Here is a 24,804-nt window from a genome sequence, read left to right on the forward strand (position 1 = left end):
TTATTGATCACACTAAATGCTAACATTTGCGACCAAAGCTTTTTCAAAAACCACCACAATCCTGGTGGCCGTTTTCCTTTGTGTGATCATTCTCAAAATTTCTGATCCCTGGGCGATAAGAATTTTACGCCATAATACCTTTGATATTTTCCAGAAGATAAGCCCAAATCAAAAAGAGACTCAACAGATTGTTCTGGTTGAGATTGATGAAAAAAGCCTCAAAGCCAGAGGACAATGGCCATGGCAGAGAAATATTCTCGCAGATCTTGCCGACAAAATTTTACAACAATCGCCACAGGTATTGGCTATAGATATCGTCTTCCCTGAACCGGACAGAACATCTCCAAGCCTTATCCTTGAAAACAATCCCGCGCTCGCTCAGCAGCTGAAATTTCATAGACACGATTTCCCTTCTTACGACAAAACTTTCGCAGATATTCTCAATGGGCATCCGGTTATTTTAGGTATGGCCACAGGCTATGGCACAGATCAACGTGCCCCGATTGAGACAACAACAAGCATAAAAATGTACGGGGGCGATATCAGGTCCACCTTACCTCGTTTTAACTACGTCCTCAGAAACATTGAGCAACTCGAAAAGGTGACAACACAGGGTGTCAATAATCTGGCACCAGAGCGGGATGGTATTATCCGTCAACTCCCCTTGTTGTATAATGTAAACGGCACAATCATTCCGTCTTTTGAGATAGAAACTCTGCGCATCGCAAATAATGCCAATGAAATTGAATTAACGACAGAGAACAATAAGCTCAAAAGCATCCGCCTAAATTCTTTCGACCTGACAATGAGTAATCGCGGTAAACCGTGGATCTATTTCAGTAAAAATTCTGATTACACAAAGGTATCGGCAAACGACACTCTGACAGGCGCAATTGACGATACTTTATTCAAAGATAAAATTGTCATTCTGGGGGTAACGGCCCTTGGTATAGCTGATTATTCACTAACACCGGTCGGATCAAACCTGTCAGGACTGGCAATCCATGCCCAAGCACTGGATAATATGCTGACAGACACCCTTTTAACGCGCCCCTCTTCTTTTTTCTGGATAGAATTAAGCTACCTGTTCCTCATCGGTATTCTTTTTCTTGTTATTCACAAGCGACACGGCGCTTTGGAAGTCACAGTTACATTTGCCGCTCTATGTTGGACAACAATCCTTTTAACATCTGGCATTTTCGCCTTTAGAACAGAACTTTTTGATCCCTCTCTGCCCTTAATCCTCACATTAATCATGTTTATGATTTCTGTCTCAACCGGCTTTGTCATGGAACAAACCCGCAGACGGGAAGAAGCAAGGATAGCTGCACAAAAAGAGCGGGAAAAAGAGGCCAGAATCAGAAAGTTACAAAACGAGTTGCTGCACACCATCGGTAAAAGTTCTGTACAAAAACTATCCTCATCCATCGCTCATGAGTTAAATCAACCACTTGCCGCCATATATAACTTTGCAAACGCCGCCAGGAGAATTTTAGATAGAGACAATATAGATCTGGAAACAGTCAAACCCGTTCTAGAGAAAATTCTAAAACAAGCTGATCGCGGCAATGAAATTCTACGCACGATCAGAGACGCAGCAGAAACTGGCAAGACCAATCTCTCCTCACTTAACATAAACAAGATTATTATCGAAGAAATTGAGTTGCTTAATGATTCAGGCTTTGGAAGAAAGGTTGCCATTAAGACAGATCTCTCCTCAGAGATCACAGATGGTACTGCAAACGAAATTCAACTCCATCAAGTACTCCTTAACCTTATTCGCAACGCCAAACAAGCGACGGAAGAGATCGACAGAGTTGATCATGAAATAATGATCTCAACCTGCGAAAACCCAAAAGGAATGATTGAAGTCGCTGTAAGTGACACAGGTCCGGGATTAACAGAAGATCAGAAGAAAGATCTCTTCAAACCTTTTTTTACCACAAAAGAACAGGGCACAGGACTGGGACTTGCTATCAGTCGCTCTATTATTGAAGCATGGGGTGGTAATTTATGGGTCGAAGATAACAACAAAGGGGGAGCAACCTTTAGGTTTACTCTCCCCCTTCATCACTAAAACCATATTTATTTTTACGCTTTTAGCGCAACACCATATCTACCCGACGATTAAAGGCATTTGTGCCCTGCCCCTCATCGCCGCCCAGAGGGTTTTCCTCGCCGAGGGATTTGATATCTATAGAGCTTGCATTAATCCCGCTTTCGATAAGCTTATCGCGCAAGTTTCCAGCTCTGCGAAGACCAAGCTCTTTGTTATAATCTGATGCGCCAATCGTGTCTGTGTGACCAATCAAGCTTATATCAACTGTCTCTCTGGTTTGAATCTCTGCCAAAACAGATTCAAAAATAACGTTTGATTCTTCTGTTAACTCAGCACTGTCAAAACCAAAGAAAAAGAAAAATGAAAGCGGTTTCGGCGGTTGAGCCGCTTCAGTTTCCGCCACTAGCTTTGCCACGAGATCACTGGAAAGTTCTCTTGGTTTTTTAGGCGCTTTATCGCTCGGAATTTCAACAACGGTATTAACCGATGAAATTGTCTGGACACCAGCATCATTTCGCACGCTAACTTCCCCAACGCTTCCGTCGTCTTCGGGCAAAAGAATAACATAGTTTCCACGAGGGGCCGAACAACCAGCCAAAACCAGGAAGAGTACTGAAAGTAGGATCTTAGACGTAAATTTAGGCATGAAACTATCCCCCTTGTTCACTGACATTATTCCGCACGCACAAACATCTTCGTGCCACGAACAGATATTGTTCCAGCGGGTGTTGTGATTTGCAGATCTTCATCAGGGTTCTTTGTCAGCTTTGCGATGATGCCCGAAATATATAAAAGCGTTCCTTCAAACAGCTGAACTGCAAATGCCAGCTTTTTATTATCAGGATCGAATTCAAAATTGTTCAGCTTCAGTGAAGAATTGCTTCCCAAAGAAACCAAGGTATTATCTCTAAATGATACGCCAAGGGAAGATTCACTACGTGTTTTCACAATATCATCTTTGTAAAGAGGGTCGCCGATTTGAAGAATTCGCTCCGCTCCGCCACTCTCGACGTAACAAGCACCATTCAGCACCTTAACATACGCGATTGCACTTTCATCTGCCTGCGTGACAGAACTAAATGCAAAAACAAGCGATAAAGAGGCCAACGTTAAAAAAGACGTGCGTAATTTCCTGACCAGAAACATAGTTTCACAACCTTTAATCTACAGAGAGTATACGTATGCGCTATCGCAATCTAATGATAACAAACATCAATCCAATAACTTTACGATAGCCATACTGCCTCGCCCAACTTACATCAGTAACAATTATCAATCTAGTAGTATAAAAACACACTGTTATTTTTTAACCTAAATGAAGACACAAAAATAAACATTAAATTACATTAATATCAAAACCATAGCACACATCATCACCAAACATCAGTGTTAGTACTAACACTATACTGTTAAAACTCTCTATATGCCCCGATTACACAGCAAAAAAAGTAAATTATGAACAACGAGTATCCACAAAAAATATCCGGTTTTAATGATTTATTATGAAAGAAGTTGGTACTTTTACAACAAAGAATGGCAAATCTGCAATTGAGTTCAGGTATGTATTTTAGTCATTTTTAATTTTTGACTGAATAAATACCTCTCGCAATCAGGCCTGTAAAACCTCATGAATATACTTAAAGAACTCTCAGATACTGAAATTGCCCCAGATGTAAAAGCTCCCCTTGATACAAGAGCCACCTCAGACACAGAAGTCGCTGCGGCTCAAATAACAGATACTTCCACATCAAATACAACAAATGAAGTTCCTTTCTCATTCGATGAACTGTTTTTTTCCAGAACGAATGACAAAGGCATCATTCTATCAGGGAACAGTGTCTTTCAGCGTGTCAGTATTTACCCATGGAACGAGATACTCAATAAACCACACAAGATTATCCGTCATCCCGATATGCCCCGAGCTGTTTTCTGGCTATTGTGGGATACGATTAAAAGCGGCCATCCTGTGGGAGCCTACGTAAAAAACAGAGCAAAAGATGGTCGCCACTATTGGGTTTTTGCAATAGTCACACCCATTGAAGGTGGCTTTCTTTCTGTTCGCCTTAAGCCCAGCAGTTCACTCTTCAAGACAGTAAAAAATGAATATAAAGCGCTCCGGAAAACAGAAAACAGCGATCATCCCACTCCCGAAGAAAGCGCTAACACTTTACTCTCACGCCTGCAAAAACTGGGCTACAGGGATTATAATGCCTTCATGGCATCCGCTCTCAGCCATGAAATTATTGCAAGAGAACAGCAGCTGAAGAAGCCTGAAGACCCTTCGATTACCAACTTTAATAAGCTGGTAGAATCAGCTCAACATCTTTTAGATCATACAAAACAGATATCCCAAGCCTACGAAGGGCATAGGCACGTCCCCCTTAACTTACGTGTCCATGCGGCGCAGCTCGGCGAAACAGGTGCTGCTATCGGCGTTATCTCAAGTAATTACACAACGATTGCCACAGAACTTCAGGAAAAAATGACAAGCTTCATGGCATCAGGGACTCATGTGGCAGAAACCATTGATAATGGATTGTTCCTGGCTGCCACGGCCAAAATACAAAGGGAAGTTGCTTCTGTTTTCAAGCAAGAGCCACCCAACGAAGGCGCTTCTCAAGAAAAAGAAATGATAAATCTAGAACAACAACAACAAGCTTATTCACATAAAGCAGCTCAGGGGCTAAAGGAGATTTCTGTAAAAATCTCTCAATTTAAAGAAGCCTGTCTAGAAATGCGCAAACTAACAGCGAGCTTGGAAGTTACCAGAGTTATGGGAAAGATACAGTGCGCATCTCTCGATGCTTCAAACTCCAGCTTACCAAATTTGATTAATGACTTAGGTCAATTTCAAGAAGCAATTTCTGATGGTTTGAAGCTGATCGACCAAGCCAATAAAGCAATCGAATACAACATCGACTACATACTTGAGCTTTCTTAAAGGCTTGGGTGCTCCTAAAGTTTGAATACAGGTAAGAGGTATCTTTACTGTCGAAAATAAGAGCTACACAACGATTTAATAGATTTAACAAGCACAAAAAACAACCATTAGTGTAAAAACATCGACTTTATTAAAGACATTAAAAAAATTACATGGTATTTTAATTAAAATTTAATAACTAGAATTGCATTCGCAGGTTTCAATGTACATTCCGCCTCTCTATACACGGACGGGAACAATCATTACCCCTGAACCTCAAGCTAACCGAGGCCCAGCCTTCAAACCTGCAACACAAACCGTTGTTGAAGTACAAACAATCAAAACCATAAATTCAGACAATACGACTGGCAAAAAACTACTTGCCCCTCCTACGGATGGAAGAGGAAGCCGTGTTGATATTTTAGTCTAAGGCAGGATCTTTGAATTAAAAAAGCTTTAATTTGAAAGAGGTTAAGGTTCTTAAGGCATCTTAAAAGATACTGGGAATAGTCACTGGGAATAGTCAGTACATAAACTCAACATTCAGACGGTCAAATAAAACGTTAACCCACATACAACAAAAGCGCGGTCAAACGATCCGCGCTTTTGTTGTATGTCATCTTATGCAACGACTTAAGCTGCAATACCTTCCCGCCAAGCGGTAGAAGATTTGCAAGTCTTGCAAATACGTTCGCCAGGCCATTCGCTTACGAATTTTTCCCGACACTTCAGACAATTACGTTTTTTCTTTTCATACACCCGGTCAGAAACCGGCTTTGTATTGGACTGATCGCTCATTAATCCCTCCGTAGGATCCGGCAACTTAATAACCTCAAGAACCGAAGTCCTAGGTAAATAGATAATTATTTAACTTCTTCCGCAGAAGAAAAAGGTCTCCAAAGCTCGTCAAGAGCCATCACAACCTGACACCCTTTGTGGGCAAATGCACAGGCAACAATACTATTTCCAATCATAAAATAGCGCTGTATCTATACATTTTTTAAAGCGTCTCAAATTGTGGCGATTCCGACAGTCGACTACATAGAGACTTATGCAGTAAGAAACGGAACGGAGACTCAACAAAGGCACTTTGTGCATTGCACAAGTATTAAATAATGTAAGTGAGAAAAAAAATCAACTACCGTCGTGTAAAATTTGACCATGTCAACGTATTTTTCCGTCGTTTTTCTGTAATATATTATTCCACAACGAAAGGTTTCACCTGCCCTCCATAGCCATGCACGCTATCATGAGCTCTGATGAAAACTTTTTTTACACCCTCGGGAATCTCGACGCCAGATAAAGATCTCGTAAAGGGTTGCTCATTTTCATGGGGGTGATGAAGGACACGTGTTGCCAAAATCTCCTCGTCTTCGGTAATCACCTCCCAACGATTAGCATAATGATCCCACCCTGTGTCATCATGACGCACTGTCACATTAAAGCGCCAGCCTCTCTCTCCGTCTTTATAGCCTTCTACCTTTATGACATCAGCTTCACCTGCAACCACTGGATTCAAAAATGAAAAAAGCAAAAGCAGCGGAAGTACCCCATACCAAATGACAGCACCAAATTTTTGCATAATTTACCCTCAAAGGATTCTTATCGTCCATAACAGCTAACTATCTATAACAGAGACATTATGACAATACCTCTCACAACCCAGTGAAGTGCCCAATAAATCCCAGTATGTAAAAGAATAGCTGATCTAGGTGATGACCTGCCGAAAACGAAAAAGAAGACAAGAATCCAAACGCAACGCTTCTGCACACTAGAACATGCAAATTCAACTCGCGTGACGAAGATCCGGCGGCAAAGACCGAGAAATATCCGTCAGGAATAAAAAACAGTCTTTAGGAAAACAAAACGTGAATTCCCCTTCATCTGGAACTTGCTTTAGCCCAATCATCAACACATAATGTCCTCATGTCAGATCTATTCCAGTCCGCTCCCACGAATGAAACCACGGTTGATTATTCAGCCAAGGATATTCAAGTTCTCGAAGGCTTAGAGCCTGTTCGACACCGCCCCGGAATGTATATCGGTGGTAATGATGAACGTGCCATGCATCACCTTGTTGCCGAGGTGCTGGATAATGCCATGGATGAAGCTGTTGCCGGCCATGCAACACGAATCGATATTGAACTCGGTCTGGATAACCAGATAACAATAAAAGACAACGGACGTGGCATTCCCGTCGATGCCCACCCAAAATATACGGACAAGTCTGCACTGGAAGTCATTCTGACCACCCTGCACTCTGGGGCGAAGTTTACACAAGATGCCTACGCAACATCCGGCGGTCTTCATGGTGTTGGTGTTTCCGTCGTAAATGCCCTGTCTGATGCTATGTATGTCGAAGTAGCAAGAGATAGACAGCTTTACCGGCAGGAGTACAGCAAAGGTCACCCGCAAACAAAACTGGAACTGATTGGTAAAACCAACAACAGGCGTGGAACAACGATTTCATTCCGCCCAGACGCCGAAATCTTTGAACCCGGCTGTAAATTCCAACCTGCTCGTCTTTATAAGATGACGCGCTCAAAGGCCTATCTTTACAAAGGCGTTCAGATCCGCTGGACATGTGAACCTTCTCTTGTTGAGGGCAGTAACATTCCCCCAAGCGAAGTCATCCACTTCCCAAACGGATTAAAGGATTTTATTGATTCGCAACTTGGTGAACGCCCAGCCTTAACATCAGAAGCCTTCGCTGGTGAAGCCGAATTTTCTGACGGTCAAGGGCGTGCCGAGTGGGCAATTTGTTGGCCTCGCGACGAACAGGGATTCGTCAATTCCTACTGTAATACAATCCCAACACCTGATGGTGGTAGTCATGAAAGTGGTATGCGCGCAGGCCTTTTGAAGGGCCTCAAAGCATACGGCGAGCTCACAGGCATCAAAAAAGCGACCCAGATTACCGGCGACGATCTTTTGAGTGGGAGTATATCTGTCCTCTCTGTCTTCATCAGAGACCCGCAATTCCAAGGGCAGACCAAAGATAGACTTGCCACGCCTCTTGCTGCAAAGCTAACCGAAGCGACCATTAAAGATCATTTTGATCTGTGGCTGGCTAGTAATCCTGAAAGTTCCAGACTTTTACTGGAACGTATTATCGAGCGCAGCGAAGATCGGTTAAGAAGAAGGCAAGATAAAGAAACCAGCCGGAAAACGGCGACACGTAAAGTACGTCTACCTGGAAAACTTGCCGACTGTAGCAGTAACAAATCAAACGATACTGAAATATTTCTGGTAGAGGGCGATTCAGCTGGTGGTTCTGCCAAACAGGCTCGAGACAGAAAAACACAGGCAATTCTCCCTTTACGGGGGAAAATTCTGAACGTTGCTTCTGCAACGGCTGATAAGATTAAAGCAAATCAAGAGATAGCAGATATCAGCTTGGCGCTAGGTTGTGGTACCAAAGGACAATTCGATAAAGACAAACTTCGTTATGAACGCGTCATTATCATGACAGATGCTGACGTCGACGGTGCTCATATCGCCTCCTTGCTCATGACCTTCTTTTATCAGGAAATGCCGGGTCTCATCGAAAGCGGTCATCTCTTTCTTGCCATGCCACCACTTTACCGCCTCACGCAGGGGAGCAAAACGGTCTATGCCATGGATGATGACCATCGCCTCGAACTGGAAAAGACCGAATTAACCGGACGCGCAAAAATTGAAGTAAGCCGATTTAAAGGTTTGGGTGAAATGCCACCTCGGCAGCTTAAAGAAACAACGATGGATCCGTCGAAAAGAGTCCTGCTGCGCGTTACCGTTCATCATAATGATGATTTTGATCCAGCCGAAAGCCAGAGAAACGCTGCTGACAGAGTTAATTGCCTGATGGGTAAGAAACCTGAACTCCGGTTTAATTTCATCCAGGACAATGCAAAGTTCGTCTCGGATATTGATATCTAAATAGAACAACTATTCTTTCGTAAAAGCACTGCTATTGGACCTGATAGCAGTGCTTTTTCATTTGAATTATGGTCAGCCCGACCTCCGACACCGCAACATTGCCCCTTTTTTGTCACAAAGCCTCTCCCTTTTGGCATAAAGCCGCGAGATAAGAATACAAAGAAACCAGCAACTCTATTCTTGGATGGCAGGGCAGCGGCATGCTGAAAAAACTCACACACGGACAATTCAACTTTTTTACCAAATCAACATTCATTACAGGTCTAATAACTGCCATTATGATTGTTGCAGGCGGGAATTCCTGGGCTGCAAATGGCCTGGTCACGCCAAACGATATGAAAAGAGGCTCGTTGTTATTAAAAACAACAAAAGCCGGTAAAATGGTAGAAGCCATACAGCTTGCCACAAATGTCGAAATTGACATCAACGGACCAATAGCCCGAACGAAAGTTACTCAACGCTTTAGAAATCCTTCGGATGGTTGGGTTGAAGGAACCTACGTTTTCCCCCTTCCCGAAACATCTGCTGTTGATACACTTAAAATGCAAATAGGTGATCGTTTCATCGAAGGCGTTATCAAACCCAAAGAAGAAGCCCGCAAAATTTATGATGATGCTAAAAGAGAGGGTAAAAAAGCCAGCCTTGTTGAACAGCTACGCCCCAATCTCTTTACTAATTCAGTGGCCAATATCGGTCCGCAAGAGATTGTCGTTGTCCAAATTGAATATCAAGAGACTGTCAGACAATCAAATGGCCTTTTCTCACTTCGCTTTCCGATGGTCGCAGCTCCCCGCTATAATCCCAAGCCCCGCATTGTCGAAAGTGTAAACTTTGAGAATGATGAGCAATGGGGAACCGTCAAAGACCCCATTCCAGATCGTGAAGAAATAACGTCACCAATTATAAATCCGGTAAAGCAGGCGAAAAGTAACCCGGTAACCCTGAATGTCAATCTGGCTTCCGGTTTTCCCATTGGTGAAATCAAAAGTCCTTTCCATGACATCACTGCAGATTACAAATCCAAAGATCAGGTGACCGTTTCTCTTAGCGATCATGTCGTACCTGCGGATCGTGATTTTGAACTCAATTGGAAAGCCGAACCAAAAAAATCTCCACGTGTAGCATTGTTCAGAGAAACCATTGGTCAGGACGATTACTTCCTCGCCTTCATTACACCGCCCAAACTGGTGCAATTTGAACAGGACGAAATAACAACGCCGGACAGAGAAGTTATCTTTGTTATTGATAATTCAGGTTCTATGGCCGGACCATCGATGAGACAGGCAAAAGAAAGCTTGCTTTTGGCACTGGCCAAATTGCGCAACAAAGATAGCTTTAATATCATCAGGTTCGATGATACCTACGAAATTCTTTTCCCCTCAGCGTTAAAAGCCAATACCGGAAATCTTGATGTCGCCAAAAGATTTGTATCTTCGCTCGAAGCAGATGGCGGAACAGAGATGCTGCCTGCGCTGGAAGCCGCATTGGAAGATCAGACACCACATGATAAATCTACCTTGCGACAGATTGTTTTTTTGACGGATGGCGCCATTGGCAACGAAAAACAGATGTTTGATACCATTGTTAAAAAACGTGGTCGTTCAAGAATTTTCACCGTCGGTATAGGTTCAGCCCCTAACAGTCACTTTATGAACCGCGCGTCCAGCTATGGTAAAGGCACCTTTACCCATATCGGATCAGAACAACAGGTCCGATCACGTATGAATGAGCTTTTTACAAAACTTGAAACCCCTGTATTAACTGATCTTCACGCAAATTGGACCGAAAGCAACAAATCTGAAAAAAACAATTTTGAAATGAGTCCGAGCCAGCTGCCCGATCTCTACAGTGGTGAACCCGTCGTTATTCTGGCCAAAGCGAAAAATACCATCAGGTCGGTCAAAGAAACCTTAGACGTTTCAGGACAATTCGCTAACCAACCCTGGACGATTAAATTACCTCTCCACAAAGCACAACAAGGTAATGGCATCAGTAAACTCTGGGGCAGAAAAAAAATTGCAGAAATAGAAGGACGGTATTTTCTAGCCGATAACTGGAATGTTCTTGATCAGGAAATACTCGATACTGCCACAAAATATGGTCTAGTCAGTAAAATGACCAGTTTGGTCGCCGTTGACATTACACCGACGCGACCAACTGGTACAGATTATAGCAGTCAGGAAATTGCTTTAAATCTTCCAGCCGGGTGGGACTTTGAGAAAGTCTTTGGACCTGATTATAACTCTGTACCAGAACCACTCGAAGACGCCAGTATTTCATCTCTGCATACTTTGGCATCACGTGATACCCCTCTTGGTGATCCATCCTCTGCAAAGGTCAAATCAATCCCCTTACCTGCAACAGCAACAACTGCAGAATTAAAGATAATTTTTGGCATTCTTATACTCCTCGCCACGGTGTTGTTTATGCTGGTTTCACGTAAAATGCTGCCAAATGGGCAACGTCCTTAATCATGAGGACACTTCACGACATGGAACCTGCCTTAACGGTTCGTCGATTGTTTGCTCAATTTCTAGCAAGGGGAGCCAGAAAGCTCCTCTTGCTAGCGATGTTTATGGCTGGCTTTGCATTACTCGGTGACGGGCTGTACATCAAATTAAAAGCGGTTCTGGCACAGCACTTGTTACAACAAGCCTGGCAAGAAACGCTTGTCACACAAGCACCACAAAAAGCATGGTCATGGGCGGATACTTATCCTGTTGCAGCAATAAGTTTCCCAGGGCTTGATTTAAAACCTGTGATCGCGTTGAAAGGCAGTAGCGGCGAAGCCTTGGCATTTGCACCAGGTCATTTGGAAAATACTGCCCTCCCCGGACAACAGGGAACAGCAGTCTATGCTGCACACAGAGATACTCATTTTGCTTTTCTCGAGAACATAAAAGCGACTGATATCGTCAAAGTGAAAGATATCAAAGGGCGAGATCACTTGTATAAAGTGGATAACATCCGTATTGCAAGATGGGATCAGTCAGGCATTACCAATGAAAACACTTCTCAACGCATAGCCCTGATAACATGCTGGCCCTTCTATGCCCAAACACCCGGCCCGCTTCGATATATCGTCGAAGGCCATTTGATTAAAAACTCCACACTTCACTAATTAAACGATAGCTGTGCAAGAGAGTAAAACAACTTCCAAAGACTTAGTTTCGCTCCAGCCACCCTTGCAGAGATTTATTCACCCTTTCCGGTAACTCAATATTAGATAAGTGCCCACAGTCTTCCAAAACCAACAGTTCTGCATTGGGCGTCAAAGTGACGATTTCCTCTGAACAGTCCAAAGGTGTAATCAAATCATCTCGACCACAGATAACCTGCACAGGACATTTGATATTAGATAAAATACTCAAATGACTTTCCCGATCAAGGATTGCCGTTTGCTGTCTAACAAAAGCTTCCTGTCCAACCTCTTCTGCCATTTTGTATATTTCAGATGTCAAAGAAGCATCTTCCATACGATCGGGATGAATAAGAAGCGGCATCAAGTGCGGAGTTACACCCTTAAACTTCCCGCGCCCCGCCAACGAAAGTAAACCACGTCTACGTCTTTTTTGCTCGGGGCTGTCCGCTCGGGCTTTTGTATCAATTAAAGCCAGGCGTTGAATCCTCTCCGGCGCAATCCGCATGATCTCAAGCGCAACGTACCCGCCCATAGACAACCCAACGAGATTGAATTTACCGCGAACCTGTTTCAGCGCCTGTAAAGCCAGTTCGTTTATAGAACTTGCCCTCGTAAGATCAGGCACTTCACAAAGATAATTCTCTTCAAAAAACGCCAACTGCGGTTTCCACAGTCGTTCGTTACACAACAGCCCCGGCAAGAAAACCAAACGTCCCTTTTCGTTCATAAAATTAATCGTTTTCTTTAAGTAAGTTCGATAGTTTTTTAAATTCCGGCGTTCCTGCTTTTTTCAACATTTCAAACATCACCATCTCGCTAGAAACCACCTCAGCACCTGATCTGATCATACGTTCCAACGCCAGTTTTCTGTTATCATCAACGCGCGAGCCAATAGCATCAGCCACCACAAAAACATCAAATCTGTCAGCCAACAGCTCTAATACAGTCTGTTGAACACAGACATGCGCTTCAATACCCGTCACAATAACCTGCCGTCGCCCCGTTTCTTTCAAGGCAGTCATGAAAGACGCACACCCTGCAGAACTGAAGGAAATCTTTTCGAACACATTTTTTTCAGCATAAAAATCACGCAATTGTTCGACAGTATGCCCAAGTCCCTTGGGGTATTGCTCGGTAACCAGAACAGGCACGGATAGCTCTGACGCCGTTTTCAGGATTAACTCATTGGCTTTCAAGATAGCTTGGAGTTCAGGGATTGCCGGTGCCAGTCTTTCTTGCACGTCTATGACAACAACAACCGAATCATCTACAGACATCAACATCTTCAAAGCGCCTCTATTATGTTATCTGACCAGTATTGACTTAAACATTCCAGCGTTAAAGTTAAACAATAATATCACTTTATACGGTTATTTGACGATTTTCAGCACCTAAAACATAGTACAAATTGACTTTTTCAAAGCTTTCCGTATTATGCGCACGTCGCTTCTGGAAAGCATGCGTAAGTTTTTACGTATTTCTGCTTTTTTTGACTAACGCTCAACCGTAACTAAGGAATACATGAGCTTTTCTGATCTTGGATTAAATCCAAAGCTCCTGCAGGCTGTCGAGGATGTTGGTTATACAACACCTACGCCCATTCAGGAACAAGCAATCCCCTACGTGTTAATGGGTCGTGATGTAATGGGCTGTGCTCAAACCGGGACAGGTAAAACTGCCTCGTTTACGCTGCCTATGATCGAAATGCTGTCCAGTGGTCGGGCGCGCGCAAGAATGCCGCGTTCTTTGATCCTGACACCAACACGTGAACTTGCCCATCAGATTTCGGAAAATTTCGAAAGCTATGGAAAATACAGCAAGCTTAGCAAAGCTCTCCTTATCGGAGGCTCTTCCTTTGCGGAACAAACTAAACTCCTTGAACGTGGCGTTGATGTTCTCATTGCAACACCTGGTCGCCTTCTCGATCTATTCGAGAGGGGCAAAATCATGCTGGTTGATACCAAGTTATTGGTTATCGACGAAGCGGACCGGATGTTGGATATGGGATTCATTCCCGATGTGGAAAAGATTGTCTCTTTGCTTCCACCACTGAGGCAGACACTCTTTTTCTCTGCGACGATGGCACCAGAAATCAGAAAGCTTTCTGACAAATTCCTCAGCAATCCAAAAGAAATCTCTGTGACGAAACAGGCATCTACTGCCGAAACAGTCGAACAGACGATTATCAAGATTGATGGCGGCCCAAAAGAAAAGCGTGAAGCTCTTCGCCAGATCATGACCAGTGAAGGTGAAATTCAATCCGCGATTTTGTTCTGCAACAGAAAAAAAGACGTCGACATTCTGAATAAATCTCTGAATGTACATGGCTTCTCTGCTGCGGCCCTCCACGGTGATATGGCTCAATCATCCCGAATGGAAACACTGAGCGACTTCAAAGAAGGCAAAGTTAAGCTTTTGGTCTGTTCAGATGTTGCCGCACGCGGTTTGGATATCCCGGCTGTATCACACGTCTTTAACTTTGATGTTCCAGTTAACCCCGAAGACTATGTTCACCGTATTGGCAGAACCGGTCGTGCAGGACGTGAAGGTAAAGCATTCACAATTGCGACAATCGAAGATTACAAGGGCTTACGCAACGTGCTCACGACAATCAATAGTGGTATCCCGGTTGTTTCTCTTGAAGGCTTTGATAGCTGGACGGACGAAGAAGCCGCATCTCTAAAAGGTCGCAGACGGCGTCGCCCAACAAAAACAGCTGCAAAAACAGCTGCAAAAAGCAGTGACCTCAAAGAAGCAAAACCAAGCCGTCGTCGCAAGAAATCCGATGACATAGCAGAGGACGCTTCAACAGACGCTGTAGCATCAACCGATGCAAGCAACGGTGCTGACGAAAAACGTAGCGTGAAAAAACCAGTGAGAACAACCCGTCGCAAAACCAAACCGACAGCAGTTATTGGTGAAAGAGAACCTTCATCAGAGCCAAGTAATCCAACCAGCTCTTTTGGTGATCACACGCCTGCTTTTATTCTTCGCGAAGCAAAAGTCGCTTAAGATATACTTACTCAAGTGGTATGAAGAAGGCGTTCATTTTGAACGCCTTTTTTGTTTTCAAATCATGTGATGAGATTTAAATCATCACACATCCGGCAAACATAGTGATTGATGCATAATCACAAAATGGTATTTATAAACCTGAATTCCTCCCTGCATCGCTCATAACCTTTGATGAAGCGATTCTAAGCTTAGAGCACCAATATGAACAAAGATTCCGCAACTCGTTTAGGCGTTCCCTATTCACTTTTCTATATCTTTGTCTTCATGACCATGGGCATCATCCTTGTCTTCTGGCCTCTTTGGCTTTCAGACAGAGGTCTTAGTAAGTCGGAGATTGGAAATATACTTTCAATTCCCCCGTTCCTGATGGTGTTGGTCTCCCCCGCTATAGCCCTTATCTCAGAGAAAAGCGGCTATAGCAGAGCGGTGCTTTTTACAACAGCACTGGTGTCCTGTACCTTCTTCTTCGCCTTTTATTTTGCAGAGGATTTTTATCTTTACCTGCTTCTCCAAGCTGGCGCATCCTGCTGTTTCCTATCCCTTATCCCACTCGGTGACACCCAGACACTCAAAGCCGTTCGACTGTACGATTTGAATTATGGAAGGATAAGGCTTTGGGGGTCGCTTTCCTTTATCGCAACCAGCTTTGGTGTCGGACACCTGCTTGATGTCATTGATATCAACTGGACATTGTGGCTCATTTTATGTGCACTTATCATTGTTGCTTTTTTCAGCCTGACCCTTCCCAAACTTCCAAAAGAACAGGAAAAAACAACAGATAATCCGAGAATATTCCTCAGGAAACCAAGCTTTCTATTTTTCATACTTGGCGCAGGTATGATTATAGGCAGCCATGCCGCTTACTATGCCTTTGGCTCGCTTTACCTCACCTCACTGGGGTACAGCAAAAGCCTGGTCGGGTTTATCTGGGCGTTTGGAGTTATGGCAGAGGTTCTCTTGTTTGCCTTCAGTAACAAGCTGTTCAAAAGCGCACGCTCATTACACTTAATCATCATAGGTAGCATCGCAGGCATCATCAGATGGGGAACGCTCGGCTTTAGTGACAGTATGGTTCTAATCATTGGCATCCAGGTATTGCATGCCCTGACATTCGGTCTAACTCATTTAGGCTCCATGTCATTTATTACCAAACATGCTCCCAAAGATGTCTCTGCTTCGGCACAAAGTCTCTATTCCAGTATCGCCAATGGCTTGATGATGGGACTATCCATTTTTGTGTCAGGAATACTGTTTGATATTGATCCATCTTATGCCTTTTTGGCCATGGTCGGGATGGCCGCAACAGGTGGCGCGATAATATGGACACTGACAAGAGTGGTGCCTCCAAGCAGTGCGCCCCCTGCCAAAGAATACATACATCAAGAATTACCATAGGTCGTAAAGAATTATTAGCATTTTGATAGTTTAAATAAGAAAACTTGATTGCCGTGTTTGGTTAACAAGTTTTATCTGTATTGGTAGTTCGTCATGTTAAGGACCATAAAATTTGAAAATGCGCCCTGAACATATCATAAGTATGTTGCCCCTCTTATTTAGTCTGCTTACAACAGAAAATGTTATCGCAGAGACTAGAAATGCTATTGCAGAGAATAGCAGAACAATCACAATGGCTTGTAGCTCCTTCCCCCCCTATAAGATAGCAAATCCGGGAACAGGCCCTAAAGGCATTGACGTTGACATCATGCTAGAAGTTTTTGCCCTCGCAGAACGAAATCTTGATTATAAGTTTTATCCTTGGAAAAGAGCTGTAAAATTAGTTGAGCAAGGAAAAGTCGATGGACTTTGTGGCTGTTCTTATCATCCAGACAGAGATCAGCATTTCGCTTTCTCAGATATACTTGGGCAATTGAGCCAAGGTGTATTTTTATCAGACAAGGCAAGTCTTAATGAGTTTAACACCGTCGCTGATTTAAAAGATCTCTCAGTTGCCAGTGTCAGAGGCTATGCCGTTCATAAAGAACTCATTGAAAATGGTATAAATGCATACGAAGCCACAAATGACGATGAGCTCCTAACTTTGCTCGAAAATGGTCGCGTTGATGCCGTTTATTCCTATCGGGACACTGTACTCTTTGCACTGGCCAATCGTGGGAAAAGTGGTCACGTCACTTACAAAGAACTTGTCAGTAATCCTTACTATTTTTGCTTTTCTAAAAAGTCAGATCAGGCACAGAGTATTTTGAGTGATGTAAATCGTGCCCTTCGTACAATCAGACATAACGGCGCCTACGAAAAAATCAGAAGAAAATACCAACAAAAAAGGCCCTGAAAACAGAGCCTTTCTTTTTCATACACCTAATAACTCAGGGATTATTTCGTACCGTAAATACGATCACCGGCATCACCCAAACCAGGTACGATATAACCGTGCTCGTTTAGTTTTTGATCAACAGATGCCGTGTATACCGGTACATCCGGATGGCCTTTTTGAAACTCTGCAATTCCTTCAGGCGCCGCAAGCAGACATAAGAACTTAATGTTTTTGGCGCCATCTTTCTTCAGACGATCAATTGCTGCCACAGCTGTGTGACCCGTTGCCAACATTGGGTCCACAACAATAACTTCACGATCGGACATATCTGTTGGCACTTTGTAATAATATTCAATTGCCTCTAGCGTTTCATGATCCCGGTACAATCCGACATGCCCAACACGTGCTGATGGCAATAGATCCATCATGCCGTCCAGAATACCGTTACCCGCGCGCAGGATTGAAATAAAGCAAGGCTCCAGATCCCGAAGAACAGGACACATCGCACGTTCAACCGGCGTCTCAACTTCACACTCTGTGAGCACTAGATCCCGTGTCACTTCATACGCAAGCAACAGAGATATTTCTCTCAGCAACCGACGAAAATCAGGGGTCGCAGTTTCTTTCGAACGCATTTGAGTAAGTTTTACCTGAACCAAAGGATGGTCAACCACGGTTACATTTGCGCTCATGTTCATAGCCTTTATTTCTGATATTTCATTTTCAACAAATTATCTCTGTTACTTACCCTTTTCAACAGTTCCTGTCGACCCCCAGTATTTATGGCATAGCCTGGCGCACAGAAAGACAAAATACGAAGAGTAATTCTTGATCATTTTTAAAAGATGCATTTAAAAGGTGACATTTGGTCGCGATCAAATAGGCATCCTTTTCCTAACAGATTGGCTTTATTATATTTTCCGGATAGCAAAACGTAAATTCATTGATTACTGAACCTTACATCACAGATTGGAACTATAAAAAACTGTTAAAAAGAGGTTGCAATTTCGTTTTTTTGAGCTATTTAAAAAATCGGACCTTTTTAGTCCGGTATGGAGAAAAGCTATGTTCCGCCTTACGAGGTTAACAGATTATGCAGTTGTTGTTCTAGGACAGATGTCTTCGCATAAAGAGGAGGTTATGACAGCCCCCCAGATTGCAGAAGAAACAGGCTTGCCCCTGCCAACTGTTGCCAAGATCCTTGGCCTGTTATCCCGGCAAAACCTGATCACATCCCTGCGTGGTGCTGGTGGTGGCTATATAAGCCATCAAGATGCATCCACTATTACTGTTGCAGATATCATTCAATCCATCGAAGGGCCGATTGCTTTAACGGCTTGTGTCGAAGGTGCCGTTGACAACTGTTCAGTCGAGACGATGTGCCCAATGCGCGGGAATTGGAACAAAGTAAATCAAGTCGTCGCAAATGCCCTGAAAACGGTAACACTCGCCGACATGATTGATTTTCAAGACAGTTTCATTATAGACAAACAAAAATCGGACACGAGCTCGGCAGAGTTCACCTGATCAATTGAATTAAAGTCCGATAGGAGAGTAAAAGAATGGCTGCCACACAAGAAACAGTCGAACAGGTCCAATCCCTTGAGATGGACAAATATAAATATGGTTTTGTTACAGAGATAGAATCTGAAAAAGCCCCAAAGGGTTTAAGTGAAGATACTGTCCGTTTCATCTCTGCCAAGAAAAACGAGCCAGAATGGCTTTTGGAATGGCGCCTGAAGGCCTATCGCCTTTGGCTGACAATGCCAGAGCCAAAATGGGGAAAACTGGAGATTCCTGAAATCGATTATCAGGATTCATACTATTACTCCTCTCCCAAAAGCATGGAAGACCGTCCACAAAGTCTGGATGAAGTCGATCCCGAGCTTCTTCGGACTTATGAAAAACTGGGCATTCCAATTAAAGAGCAAGAAGTGTTGGCGGGTGTGGCCGTTGATTACGTTTTTGACTCTGTATCTGTCGCCACTACTTTCCGTGAACAGCTCAAAGAAGTCGGTGTTATCTTCTGCCCGATTTCAGAAGCAATTCAGGACTATCCGGAACTGGTCAAAAAATACCTTGGCTCTGTTGTTCCCGCTGGCGATAACAAGCATGCCTGTCTGAACTCAGCCGTCTTTACCGATGGTTCATTTGTATACATCCCCAAGGGCGTTCGTTGCCCGATGGAGCTATCAACCTATTTCAGAATTAATGAACTGAACACAGGGCAGTTTGAGCGCACATTGATTGTTGCTGACGAAGGTTCTTACGTGAGCTATCTGGAAGGCTGTACAGCACCTCAACGCGACGAAAATCAGCTTCATGCTGCTGTTGTCGAGTTGGTGACAATGGACGATGCTGAAATCAAATACTCCACTGTTCAAAACTGGTATCCCGGTGATGAAGACGGTAAAGGCGGTATCTATAACTTTGTGACCAAGCGCGGTATCTGTAAGGGAAAGAATTCCAAAATCAGTTGGACGCAGGTTGAAACCGGTTCAGCAATTACCTGGAAATATCCAAGCTGTATATTGCAAGGTGACAACTCAGTTGGTGAATTCTACTCTGTTGCTATTACTAATGGCCGCCAACAAGCCGATACCGGAACCAAGATGATCCACTTGGGTAAAAATACGACCTCACGGATTATTTCTAAGGGTATCTCAGCTGGTAAATCCCAGAACACCTATCGTGGATTGGTTCGTGTCGCAGCAAAAGCCGAAGGTGCACGCAACTTCACACAGTGTGACTCACTTCTGGTTGGTGAGACCTGTGGGGCGCACACTGTTCCCTATATTGAGAGCAAGAACAGATCGGCAAGACTGGAACACGAAGCGACAACGTCCAAGATCAGTGAAGATCAGCTCTTCTACTGCCGTCAACGCGGTATATCCGAGGAAGATGCTGTCGGCCTTGTCGTGAATGGTTTCTGTCGCGAAGTGCTTCAGGAGCTACCAATGGAATTTGCTGTTGAAGCACAACAGCTTGTCAAAATAAGCCTGGAAGGCAGCGTCGGATAACGAAGCGCCCTAGTCCAATTAGACACATAGATTAAAGAGAACTGAGCAAAAAGATGTTAGAAATTAAAAACCTTCACGCAGAAGTCGATGGAAAATCTATCCTTCAAGGCATTGACCTCAACATCAACAAAGGTGAAGTGCACGCGATCATGGGACCAAACGGTTCTGGTAAATCTACACTTGCAAACGTCCTCGCCGGTCGAGATGACTATGAAGTTACCGAAGGTGGTATCTTTTTCGATGGCAAAGATATTTCCGAACTGGAGCCTGAAGAACGTGCGGGCGAAGGCATCTTCCTGGCATTTCAATACCCAGTAGAGATTCCTGGTGTCACCAACACGACATTCCTGAAAGAAGCGCTGAACGCCCAACGTCGTTATCGCGGCGAAGAAGAACTGGACGGTATGGAATTCGTGAAGATGATCCGCGGCAAAACCAAAGAGCTTGGTATTAAAGACGACATGTTGAAACGTGCCGTTAATGTCGGCTTCTCTGGTGGCGAGAAAAAACGTAATGACATCCTGCAAATGGCCGTTCTGAACCCTAAACTTGCAGTATTGGACGAGACGGATTCAGGTCTGGATATTGATGCTCTTAAAGTCGTTGCCGAAGGTGTGAACAAGCTCCGTGCTGAAAACAATGCCATTCTGGTGATCACACACTATCAGCGTCTTCTGAACTACATTGTTCCCGATCAAGTTCATGTTCTCGCTAACGGTAAAATTCGTCGTTCCGGCGGCAAAGAACTGGCACTTGAGCTGGAAGAAAAGGGTTATGCAGATTATTCTGGTGAGGCAGCCTAATGGTAACACTTCCATCAGATAAAGAGGCGTTCATCGCCCACTACGACCAAAGTAAAGACCGTTTACCCGGGAACAATCTCGCATGGCTCAATGAAATACGGGCGAAAAACATCGCTCTGTTCAATGACATCGGATTACCAACGGCAAAAACCGAACTTTGGAAGTTCACCAGCCTTAATCCGCTAAAGAAGCAAGCTTTCTCTGCGCCTGAAACATCCGAACCGGCAGCAAATGACGAGTTACCAAGACTTATGGACAGTGCATCTTCTGTTCGCCTCGTCTTCATCGACGGTAACTACTCCGACGCTCTATCCGATAGTACTCTGCCAACCGGCGTTACGATGGAAAGTCTGGCAGCGGTGCTCGACAACGGGAACAGTGATCTCAATCAAGAACGCTTGTCACGTCCACGTGCAGAAGAGCAACCACTTGTTGCCTTGAACACTGCGCTTATGGCTGATGGGTATATTCTATCCATTTCAAAGGATGTTTCGTTAGAGAAAACAATCGAGATTCTTCATCTCGGTAGTGGGAAAGCTGAAAGCACTCATCACACAAGAAACATCATTTCTGTTGGATCAAGTAGTAAAGCGACAATTATCGAACATAATGCAGACCACGGAGAAAACGCATATTTCTCTAACGCTGCCACAGATATCAGTGTTAATGAGAATGCCACATTGCACCACTACCGTGTTCAGGCAAGCAACAAATCGGCATTTTTGGTCTCCTCAACAGAAGTGGAAGTTGGTAAAGGTGCTACATACGACAGTTTCCTGCTGAACACCGGTGCGCGACTGGCACGTTCTGAGATTAATGTCAGTCTGGCAGCGGAAAATTCAGCCTGTCATTTAAATGGCACCTATATGGGTACTGACGATCAACATTGTGACATCACAACACGCGTTGACCACAAGACACCACATACAACTTGTGACGAAGTTATCAAAGGTGTCTTGGCGGGAAGAGCAAGAGGCGTTTTTCAGGGTAAAATCATTGTTCATGAACAAGCACAGAAGACAGTGGGCAATCAATCTCACCGTGCCATGTTGCTTTCTGATCGTGCCGAAGTGGATGTAAAACCTGAATTAGAAATCTTTGCTGACGACGTGATCTGTAGTCACGGTTGCACATCCGGCCAGATCGACGAAGACGCCCTGTTCTATTTACGCTCACGGGGTCTCTCTCAGGAACAGGCACAGTCACTACTTGTGAACGCTTTCCTGGCTGATGCTGTTGAAGCCGTTCAGAACGAAGACCTAAAGGATCTCTTCCTGGTTAGAATATCTGATTGGTTAGAAAACAATCCAAACAAACCAGCCTGATTTGAAGTAAGGGCATAAGGACAACACAATGAGCATAGGTACAGTAAAGAACGTTGATATGGGAACCATCAAAGCTGGTGACAATTCACTACAGGCATTTGATGTTCATCGCATTCGCGAAGATTTCCCTATTCTTCAACGTGAGATCTATGGCCGCCCCCTCGTCTATCTGGACAGTGCTGCATCTGCCCAAAAACCTCGTCAGGTCTTGGATCGGATGCAAGAGGCCTATGAAACTTACTATTCCAATGTTCATCGTGGCGTCCACAGCCTGAGCCAAACCTGTACCGAAGCCTTTGAATCCGGACGCAATGCTGCTGCACGTTTTATTAATGCAGAAAGCCCGGATCAGTGCATCTTGACCAAAGGCGCAACTGAAGCAATCAATCTGGTTGCGCAAAGCTATGGCCGGAATTTCCTGAAGGCGGGTGATGAAATCATCATTTCCCATATGGAACATCATTCCAACATTGTTCCCTGGCAAATTCTCAGAGATCAAATTGGTATCGAAATCAAAGTCGTGCCAATTGATGGTGATGCAAACTTCCTGTTTGAAGAATATGAAAGCCTTTTCAGTTCAAAAACAAAGCTGGTCGCTATTACGCATATTTCCAATGCTGTTGGTACTGTAACGCCGATTAAAGATATCATCCGCGCTGCCCATGCACATGGTGCAAAGGTTCTGGTTGATGGCTGTCAGGCAGCCCCGCATGCGCACATTGATGTACAGGATCTCAATCCGGATTTTTATTGCTTCTCTGGTCACAAAGTTTATGGACCAAGCGGCGTCGGTATCCTTTATGGTAAAGCGGATCTTCTCAATTCAATGCCCCCTTATCAAGGCGGTGGCGAAATGATTGACCTCGTTACCTTTGAGAAAACGACCTACAAAGAAATACCGCATCGCTTCGAAGCTGGAACGCCCGCAATTGTCGAGGCCATAGGTCTTGGTGCGGCCATTGAATATATAGAAGCACTTGGCAAAGATAATATCGCAGCCCACGAAAACGGCATTCTTGCTTATGCAACAGAACGCCTGAGCAGAATACCCGGATTGAATATTATCGGTCGGGCAAAAGAAAAAGCCAGTATTCTATCCTTCACCATGGAAGAAGCCCACGCCCATGATATCGGTACGATCCTTGATCGCAGGGGTGTTGCGGTCAGGGCTGGTCATCACTGTGCCCAGCCGTTGATGCAACGCTTTGATCTACCTGCGACAGCACGTGCTTCCTTTGGTATTTATAACACTCGTGAAGAAGTTGATGCGCTCGCTGACGCTCTTGAAAAGGTACGGGAACTCTTTAGCTAATGTTTGATGATGGAAAAAACTTAAGCGATTTTCTTCCAAAGGCAGAAGAAGGCTTTAAAGCTACAGCCGGAAAACCACTGGACGAGGGAACAGTCTTTGCAAGCAAAGATGACATAATCGATGCCTTTCAAAGTGTCCACGATCCTGAGATCCCGGTAAACATTTATGACTTAGGTCTCATCTACGGTCATGAAATGGATGAAAAGGGCAATGTTAATGTCAGCATGACACTAACAGCCCCGAATTGCCCGGTCGCGGGGGAACTCCCCATGCAGGTCGCAGAGGCTGTTGCCGCTGCGGAAGGTGTCGGGGAAGTGACCGTTATCCTGACCTGGTCGCCCCCCTGGAACCAGAATATGATGAGTGACGATGCACAACTGGCACTTGGCCTGTTTATGTAAATTTTATTTGTATATTGTTGTTTAACTTAATTTTAGCTCTAGGCGTATAAGAGAGAAATGTAGTTATTTCTACATGAACGATAATACAACCCATGAGATACTGGGAAGAAAGGGTTAAGCTAAACGACTATAACCTTTTTATTTGGGGTATTTCCCCCATATAGTGATATAGTACAATTAGAAACTGGAAATTAAGAGACATAATCCGATGATGCCAAAACTCATCACCCTTACAGATGCTGCCGCAGATCGCGTCAAAATGCTTATGGACCAAAGCCAGGACGAAGCTGTTCTTGGCCTGCGTGTTGGCATCAGCACCAAAGGTTGTTCCGGTCTCAGCTATGTCGTGGAATACGCCAAAGAACAAAAGAAGTTTGAAGATGTTGTCGAAGACAAAGGCGTCAAAATCTTTATTGAACCAACTGCCGTCATGTATTTGATCGGCAGCGAGATGGACTTTGTTCAGGATAAATTCCAGAGCTCTTTTGTTTTTAACAATCCAAATGAAGCAGGGCGTTGTGGTTGTGGTGAAAGTTTTCACGTTGCACCTGAAAGCAACAAAGCTGAATTAATCACCTAGATTTATCTCTATATCCTCTACACAAAGTTCATCAACT

At 44.1% G+C, this 24,804-nt stretch carries 23 protein-coding genes; 16 read left to right on the forward strand and 7 right to left on the reverse strand.

All coding sequences use genetic code 11. The annotated features are described in order from the left end of the window. Positions 1-16 precede the first annotated feature (16 nt). Complete coding sequence (locus WH96_RS07900) at positions 17-2,077, forward strand: CHASE2 domain-containing protein (RefSeq protein WP_047763640.1); 2,061 nt, start codon at positions 17-19, stop codon at positions 2,075-2,077. A 22-nt stretch (positions 2,078-2,099) separates the two neighbouring features. Here the strand turns inward: WH96_RS07900 and WH96_RS07905 are convergent, their stop codons facing one another. After that, complete coding sequence (locus tag WH96_RS07905) at positions 2,100-2,705, reverse strand: OmpA family protein (protein ID WP_047763641.1); 606 nt, start codon at positions 2,703-2,705, stop codon at positions 2,100-2,102. A gap of 26 nt (positions 2,706-2,731) precedes the next feature. After that, on the reverse strand, positions 2,732-3,205 hold the full coding sequence (locus WH96_RS07910; protein ID WP_053005766.1) for a FecR family protein: 474 nt from the start codon (positions 3,203-3,205) through the stop codon (positions 2,732-2,734). Between the two features lie 481 nt (positions 3,206-3,686). On the opposite strand from WH96_RS07910, the gene WH96_RS07915 reads away from it, so the two are divergent. Beyond that, positions 3,687-5,000, forward strand: coding sequence for a PAS domain-containing protein (locus tag WH96_RS07915; protein ID WP_053005767.1), 1,314 nt, complete (start codon positions 3,687-3,689; stop codon positions 4,998-5,000). Between the two features lie 202 nt (positions 5,001-5,202). Further along, complete coding sequence (locus WH96_RS07920) at positions 5,203-5,409, forward strand: hypothetical protein (RefSeq protein WP_047763642.1); 207 nt, start codon at positions 5,203-5,205, stop codon at positions 5,407-5,409. A 203-nt stretch (positions 5,410-5,612) separates the two neighbouring features. Here the strand turns inward: WH96_RS07920 and WH96_RS21955 are convergent, their stop codons facing one another. Both WH96_RS21955 and WH96_RS07925 read right to left on the reverse strand, forming a co-directional pair. After that, the gene (locus WH96_RS21955; protein ID WP_020593633.1) at positions 5,613-5,777 is read right to left on the reverse strand and encodes a hypothetical protein; all 165 of its coding nucleotides are present in this window, start codon (positions 5,775-5,777) and stop codon (positions 5,613-5,615) included. A 400-nt stretch (positions 5,778-6,177) separates the two neighbouring features. Beyond that, positions 6,178-6,561 (reverse strand): hypothetical protein, encoded by a 384-nt coding sequence (locus WH96_RS07925; protein ID WP_047763643.1) that lies wholly within the window; start codon positions 6,559-6,561, stop codon positions 6,178-6,180. A 344-nt stretch (positions 6,562-6,905) separates the two neighbouring features. On the opposite strand from WH96_RS07925, the gene parE reads away from it, so the two are divergent. From parE to WH96_RS07940, 3 genes are all read left to right on the forward strand, one after another. Beyond that, positions 6,906-8,897 carry a DNA topoisomerase IV subunit B gene (gene parE / locus WH96_RS07930; RefSeq protein WP_047763644.1) on the forward strand — a complete coding sequence of 664 codons (1,992 nt, stop codon included), beginning with the start codon at positions 6,906-6,908 and terminating at the stop codon, positions 8,895-8,897. Between the two features lie 200 nt (positions 8,898-9,097). Then, on the forward strand, positions 9,098-11,368 hold the full coding sequence (locus WH96_RS07935) for a marine proteobacterial sortase target protein (protein WP_053005768.1): 2,271 nt from the start codon (positions 9,098-9,100) through the stop codon (positions 11,366-11,368). 2 nt (positions 11,369-11,370) lie between these two features. Beyond that, a complete protein-coding gene (locus WH96_RS07940; RefSeq protein WP_204248150.1) occupies positions 11,371-12,018 on the forward strand; it encodes a class GN sortase in 648 nt (215 codons plus the stop codon). A gap of 43 nt (positions 12,019-12,061) precedes the next feature. Here WH96_RS07940 and WH96_RS07945 read toward each other — a convergent pair whose 3' ends face one another. Together WH96_RS07945 and WH96_RS07950 are read right to left on the reverse strand one after the other, a co-directional pair. Next, positions 12,062-12,766, reverse strand: coding sequence for an alpha/beta fold hydrolase (locus tag WH96_RS07945; RefSeq protein ID WP_047763645.1), 705 nt, complete (start codon positions 12,764-12,766; stop codon positions 12,062-12,064). Positions 12,767-12,770: 4 nt separating this feature from the next. Next, positions 12,771-13,316: a hydrolase gene (locus WH96_RS07950; RefSeq protein ID WP_162200132.1), complete on the reverse strand. Its 546-nt coding sequence runs from the start codon at positions 13,314-13,316 to the stop codon at positions 12,771-12,773. Between the two features lie 244 nt (positions 13,317-13,560). Here WH96_RS07950 and WH96_RS07955 point away from each other — a divergent pair, with 244 nt between their 5' ends. The 3 genes from WH96_RS07955 (at position 13,561) to WH96_RS07965 (ending at position 17,344) form a co-directional block, all read left to right on the forward strand. Further along, positions 13,561-15,051, forward strand: a complete 1,491-nt coding sequence (locus WH96_RS07955; protein ID WP_047763647.1) for a DEAD/DEAH box helicase — start codon at positions 13,561-13,563, stop codon at positions 15,049-15,051. A gap of 204 nt (positions 15,052-15,255) precedes the next feature. After that, on the forward strand, positions 15,256-16,449 hold the full coding sequence (locus WH96_RS07960) for an MFS transporter (RefSeq protein WP_047763648.1): 1,194 nt from the start codon (positions 15,256-15,258) through the stop codon (positions 16,447-16,449). Positions 16,450-16,681: 232 nt separating this feature from the next. Next, on the forward strand, positions 16,682-17,344 hold the full coding sequence (locus WH96_RS07965; RefSeq protein WP_162200133.1) for a substrate-binding periplasmic protein: 663 nt from the start codon (positions 16,682-16,684) through the stop codon (positions 17,342-17,344). Positions 17,345-17,385: 41 nt separating this feature from the next. On the opposite strand, the gene upp is transcribed toward WH96_RS07965, so the two are convergent. Beyond that, complete coding sequence (gene upp, locus WH96_RS07970) at positions 17,386-18,018, reverse strand: uracil phosphoribosyltransferase (protein WP_047763805.1); 633 nt, start codon at positions 18,016-18,018, stop codon at positions 17,386-17,388. A 373-nt stretch (positions 18,019-18,391) separates the two neighbouring features. Between upp and WH96_RS07975 the strand changes: the two genes are divergently transcribed. From WH96_RS07975 to WH96_RS08005, 7 genes are all read left to right on the forward strand, one after another. Further along, positions 18,392-18,853, forward strand: a complete 462-nt coding sequence (locus tag WH96_RS07975) for an SUF system Fe-S cluster assembly regulator (protein ID WP_047763650.1) — start codon at positions 18,392-18,394, stop codon at positions 18,851-18,853. A gap of 35 nt (positions 18,854-18,888) precedes the next feature. Next, positions 18,889-20,346 (forward strand): Fe-S cluster assembly protein SufB, encoded by a 1,458-nt coding sequence (sufB, locus tag WH96_RS07980; protein ID WP_047763651.1) that lies wholly within the window; start codon positions 18,889-18,891, stop codon positions 20,344-20,346. 53 nt (positions 20,347-20,399) lie between these two features. Beyond that, positions 20,400-21,149, forward strand: a complete 750-nt coding sequence (sufC, locus tag WH96_RS07985; RefSeq protein ID WP_047763652.1) for a Fe-S cluster assembly ATPase SufC — start codon at positions 20,400-20,402, stop codon at positions 21,147-21,149. After that, positions 21,149-22,474, forward strand: coding sequence for a Fe-S cluster assembly protein SufD (sufD, locus tag WH96_RS07990; RefSeq protein ID WP_047763653.1), 1,326 nt, complete (start codon positions 21,149-21,151; stop codon positions 22,472-22,474). The genes sufC and sufD overlap by 1 nt, the downstream gene beginning before the upstream one ends. A gap of 28 nt (positions 22,475-22,502) precedes the next feature. Next, positions 22,503-23,786, forward strand: a complete 1,284-nt coding sequence (locus WH96_RS07995) for an aminotransferase class V-fold PLP-dependent enzyme (RefSeq protein ID WP_245629469.1) — start codon at positions 22,503-22,505, stop codon at positions 23,784-23,786. Next, complete coding sequence (locus WH96_RS08000; protein ID WP_047763654.1) at positions 23,786-24,187, forward strand: iron-sulfur cluster assembly protein; 402 nt, start codon at positions 23,786-23,788, stop codon at positions 24,185-24,187. Before WH96_RS07995 ends, WH96_RS08000 begins: the two co-directional genes overlap by 1 nt. 208 nt (positions 24,188-24,395) lie before the next feature. Further along, entirely contained in the window at positions 24,396-24,767 is a 372-nt protein-coding gene (locus tag WH96_RS08005) for a HesB/IscA family protein (protein ID WP_046504982.1), read from the forward strand. Positions 24,768-24,804: the final 37 nt, after the last annotated feature.

The organism is Kiloniella spongiae (assembly GCF_001026905.1).
GTDB classification, from domain to species: Bacteria; Pseudomonadota; Alphaproteobacteria; order Kiloniellales; family Kiloniellaceae; genus Kiloniella; species Kiloniella spongiae.

Bases quoted from the DNA above. Each gene is read 5' to 3' on its own strand.
- WH96_RS07900 (WP_047763640.1), top strand. From the start codon at position 17: ATGCTAACATTTGCGACCAAAGCTTTTTCAAAAACCACCACAATCCTG.
- WH96_RS07905 (WP_047763641.1), bottom strand. From the start codon at position 2,705: ATGCCTAAATTTACGTCTAAGATCCTACTTTCAGTACTCTTCCTGGTT.
- WH96_RS07910 (WP_053005766.1), bottom strand. From the start codon at position 3,205: ATGTTTCTGGTCAGGAAATTACGCACGTCTTTTTTAACGTTGGCCTCT.
- WH96_RS07915 (WP_053005767.1), top strand. From the start codon at position 3,687: ATGAATATACTTAAAGAACTCTCAGATACTGAAATTGCCCCAGATGTA.
- WH96_RS07920 (WP_047763642.1), top strand. From the start codon at position 5,203: ATGTACATTCCGCCTCTCTATACACGGACGGGAACAATCATTACCCCT.
- WH96_RS21955 (WP_020593633.1), bottom strand. From the start codon at position 5,777: ATGAGCGATCAGTCCAATACAAAGCCGGTTTCTGACCGGGTGTATGAA.
- WH96_RS07925 (WP_047763643.1), bottom strand. From the start codon at position 6,561: ATGCAAAAATTTGGTGCTGTCATTTGGTATGGGGTACTTCCGCTGCTT.
- parE (WP_047763644.1), top strand. From the start codon at position 6,906: ATGTCAGATCTATTCCAGTCCGCTCCCACGAATGAAACCACGGTTGAT.
- WH96_RS07935 (WP_053005768.1), top strand. From the start codon at position 9,098: ATGCTGAAAAAACTCACACACGGACAATTCAACTTTTTTACCAAATCA.
- WH96_RS07940 (WP_204248150.1), top strand. From the start codon at position 11,371: ATGAGGACACTTCACGACATGGAACCTGCCTTAACGGTTCGTCGATTG.
- WH96_RS07945 (WP_047763645.1), bottom strand. From the start codon at position 12,766: ATGAACGAAAAGGGACGTTTGGTTTTCTTGCCGGGGCTGTTGTGTAAC.
- WH96_RS07950 (WP_162200132.1), bottom strand. From the start codon at position 13,316: ATGTCTGTAGATGATTCGGTTGTTGTTGTCATAGACGTGCAAGAAAGA.
- WH96_RS07955 (WP_047763647.1), top strand. From the start codon at position 13,561: ATGAGCTTTTCTGATCTTGGATTAAATCCAAAGCTCCTGCAGGCTGTC.
- WH96_RS07960 (WP_047763648.1), top strand. From the start codon at position 15,256: ATGAACAAAGATTCCGCAACTCGTTTAGGCGTTCCCTATTCACTTTTC.
- WH96_RS07965 (WP_162200133.1), top strand. From the start codon at position 16,682: ATGGCTTGTAGCTCCTTCCCCCCCTATAAGATAGCAAATCCGGGAACA.
- upp (WP_047763805.1), bottom strand. From the start codon at position 18,018: ATGAGCGCAAATGTAACCGTGGTTGACCATCCTTTGGTTCAGGTAAAA.
- WH96_RS07975 (WP_047763650.1), top strand. From the start codon at position 18,392: ATGTTCCGCCTTACGAGGTTAACAGATTATGCAGTTGTTGTTCTAGGA.
- sufB (WP_047763651.1), top strand. From the start codon at position 18,889: ATGGCTGCCACACAAGAAACAGTCGAACAGGTCCAATCCCTTGAGATG.
- sufC (WP_047763652.1), top strand. From the start codon at position 20,400: ATGTTAGAAATTAAAAACCTTCACGCAGAAGTCGATGGAAAATCTATC.
- sufD (WP_047763653.1), top strand. From the start codon at position 21,149: ATGGTAACACTTCCATCAGATAAAGAGGCGTTCATCGCCCACTACGAC.
- WH96_RS07995 (WP_245629469.1), top strand. From the start codon at position 22,503: ATGAGCATAGGTACAGTAAAGAACGTTGATATGGGAACCATCAAAGCT.
- WH96_RS08000 (WP_047763654.1), top strand. From the start codon at position 23,786: ATGTTTGATGATGGAAAAAACTTAAGCGATTTTCTTCCAAAGGCAGAA.
- WH96_RS08005 (WP_046504982.1), top strand. From the start codon at position 24,396: ATGATGCCAAAACTCATCACCCTTACAGATGCTGCCGCAGATCGCGTC.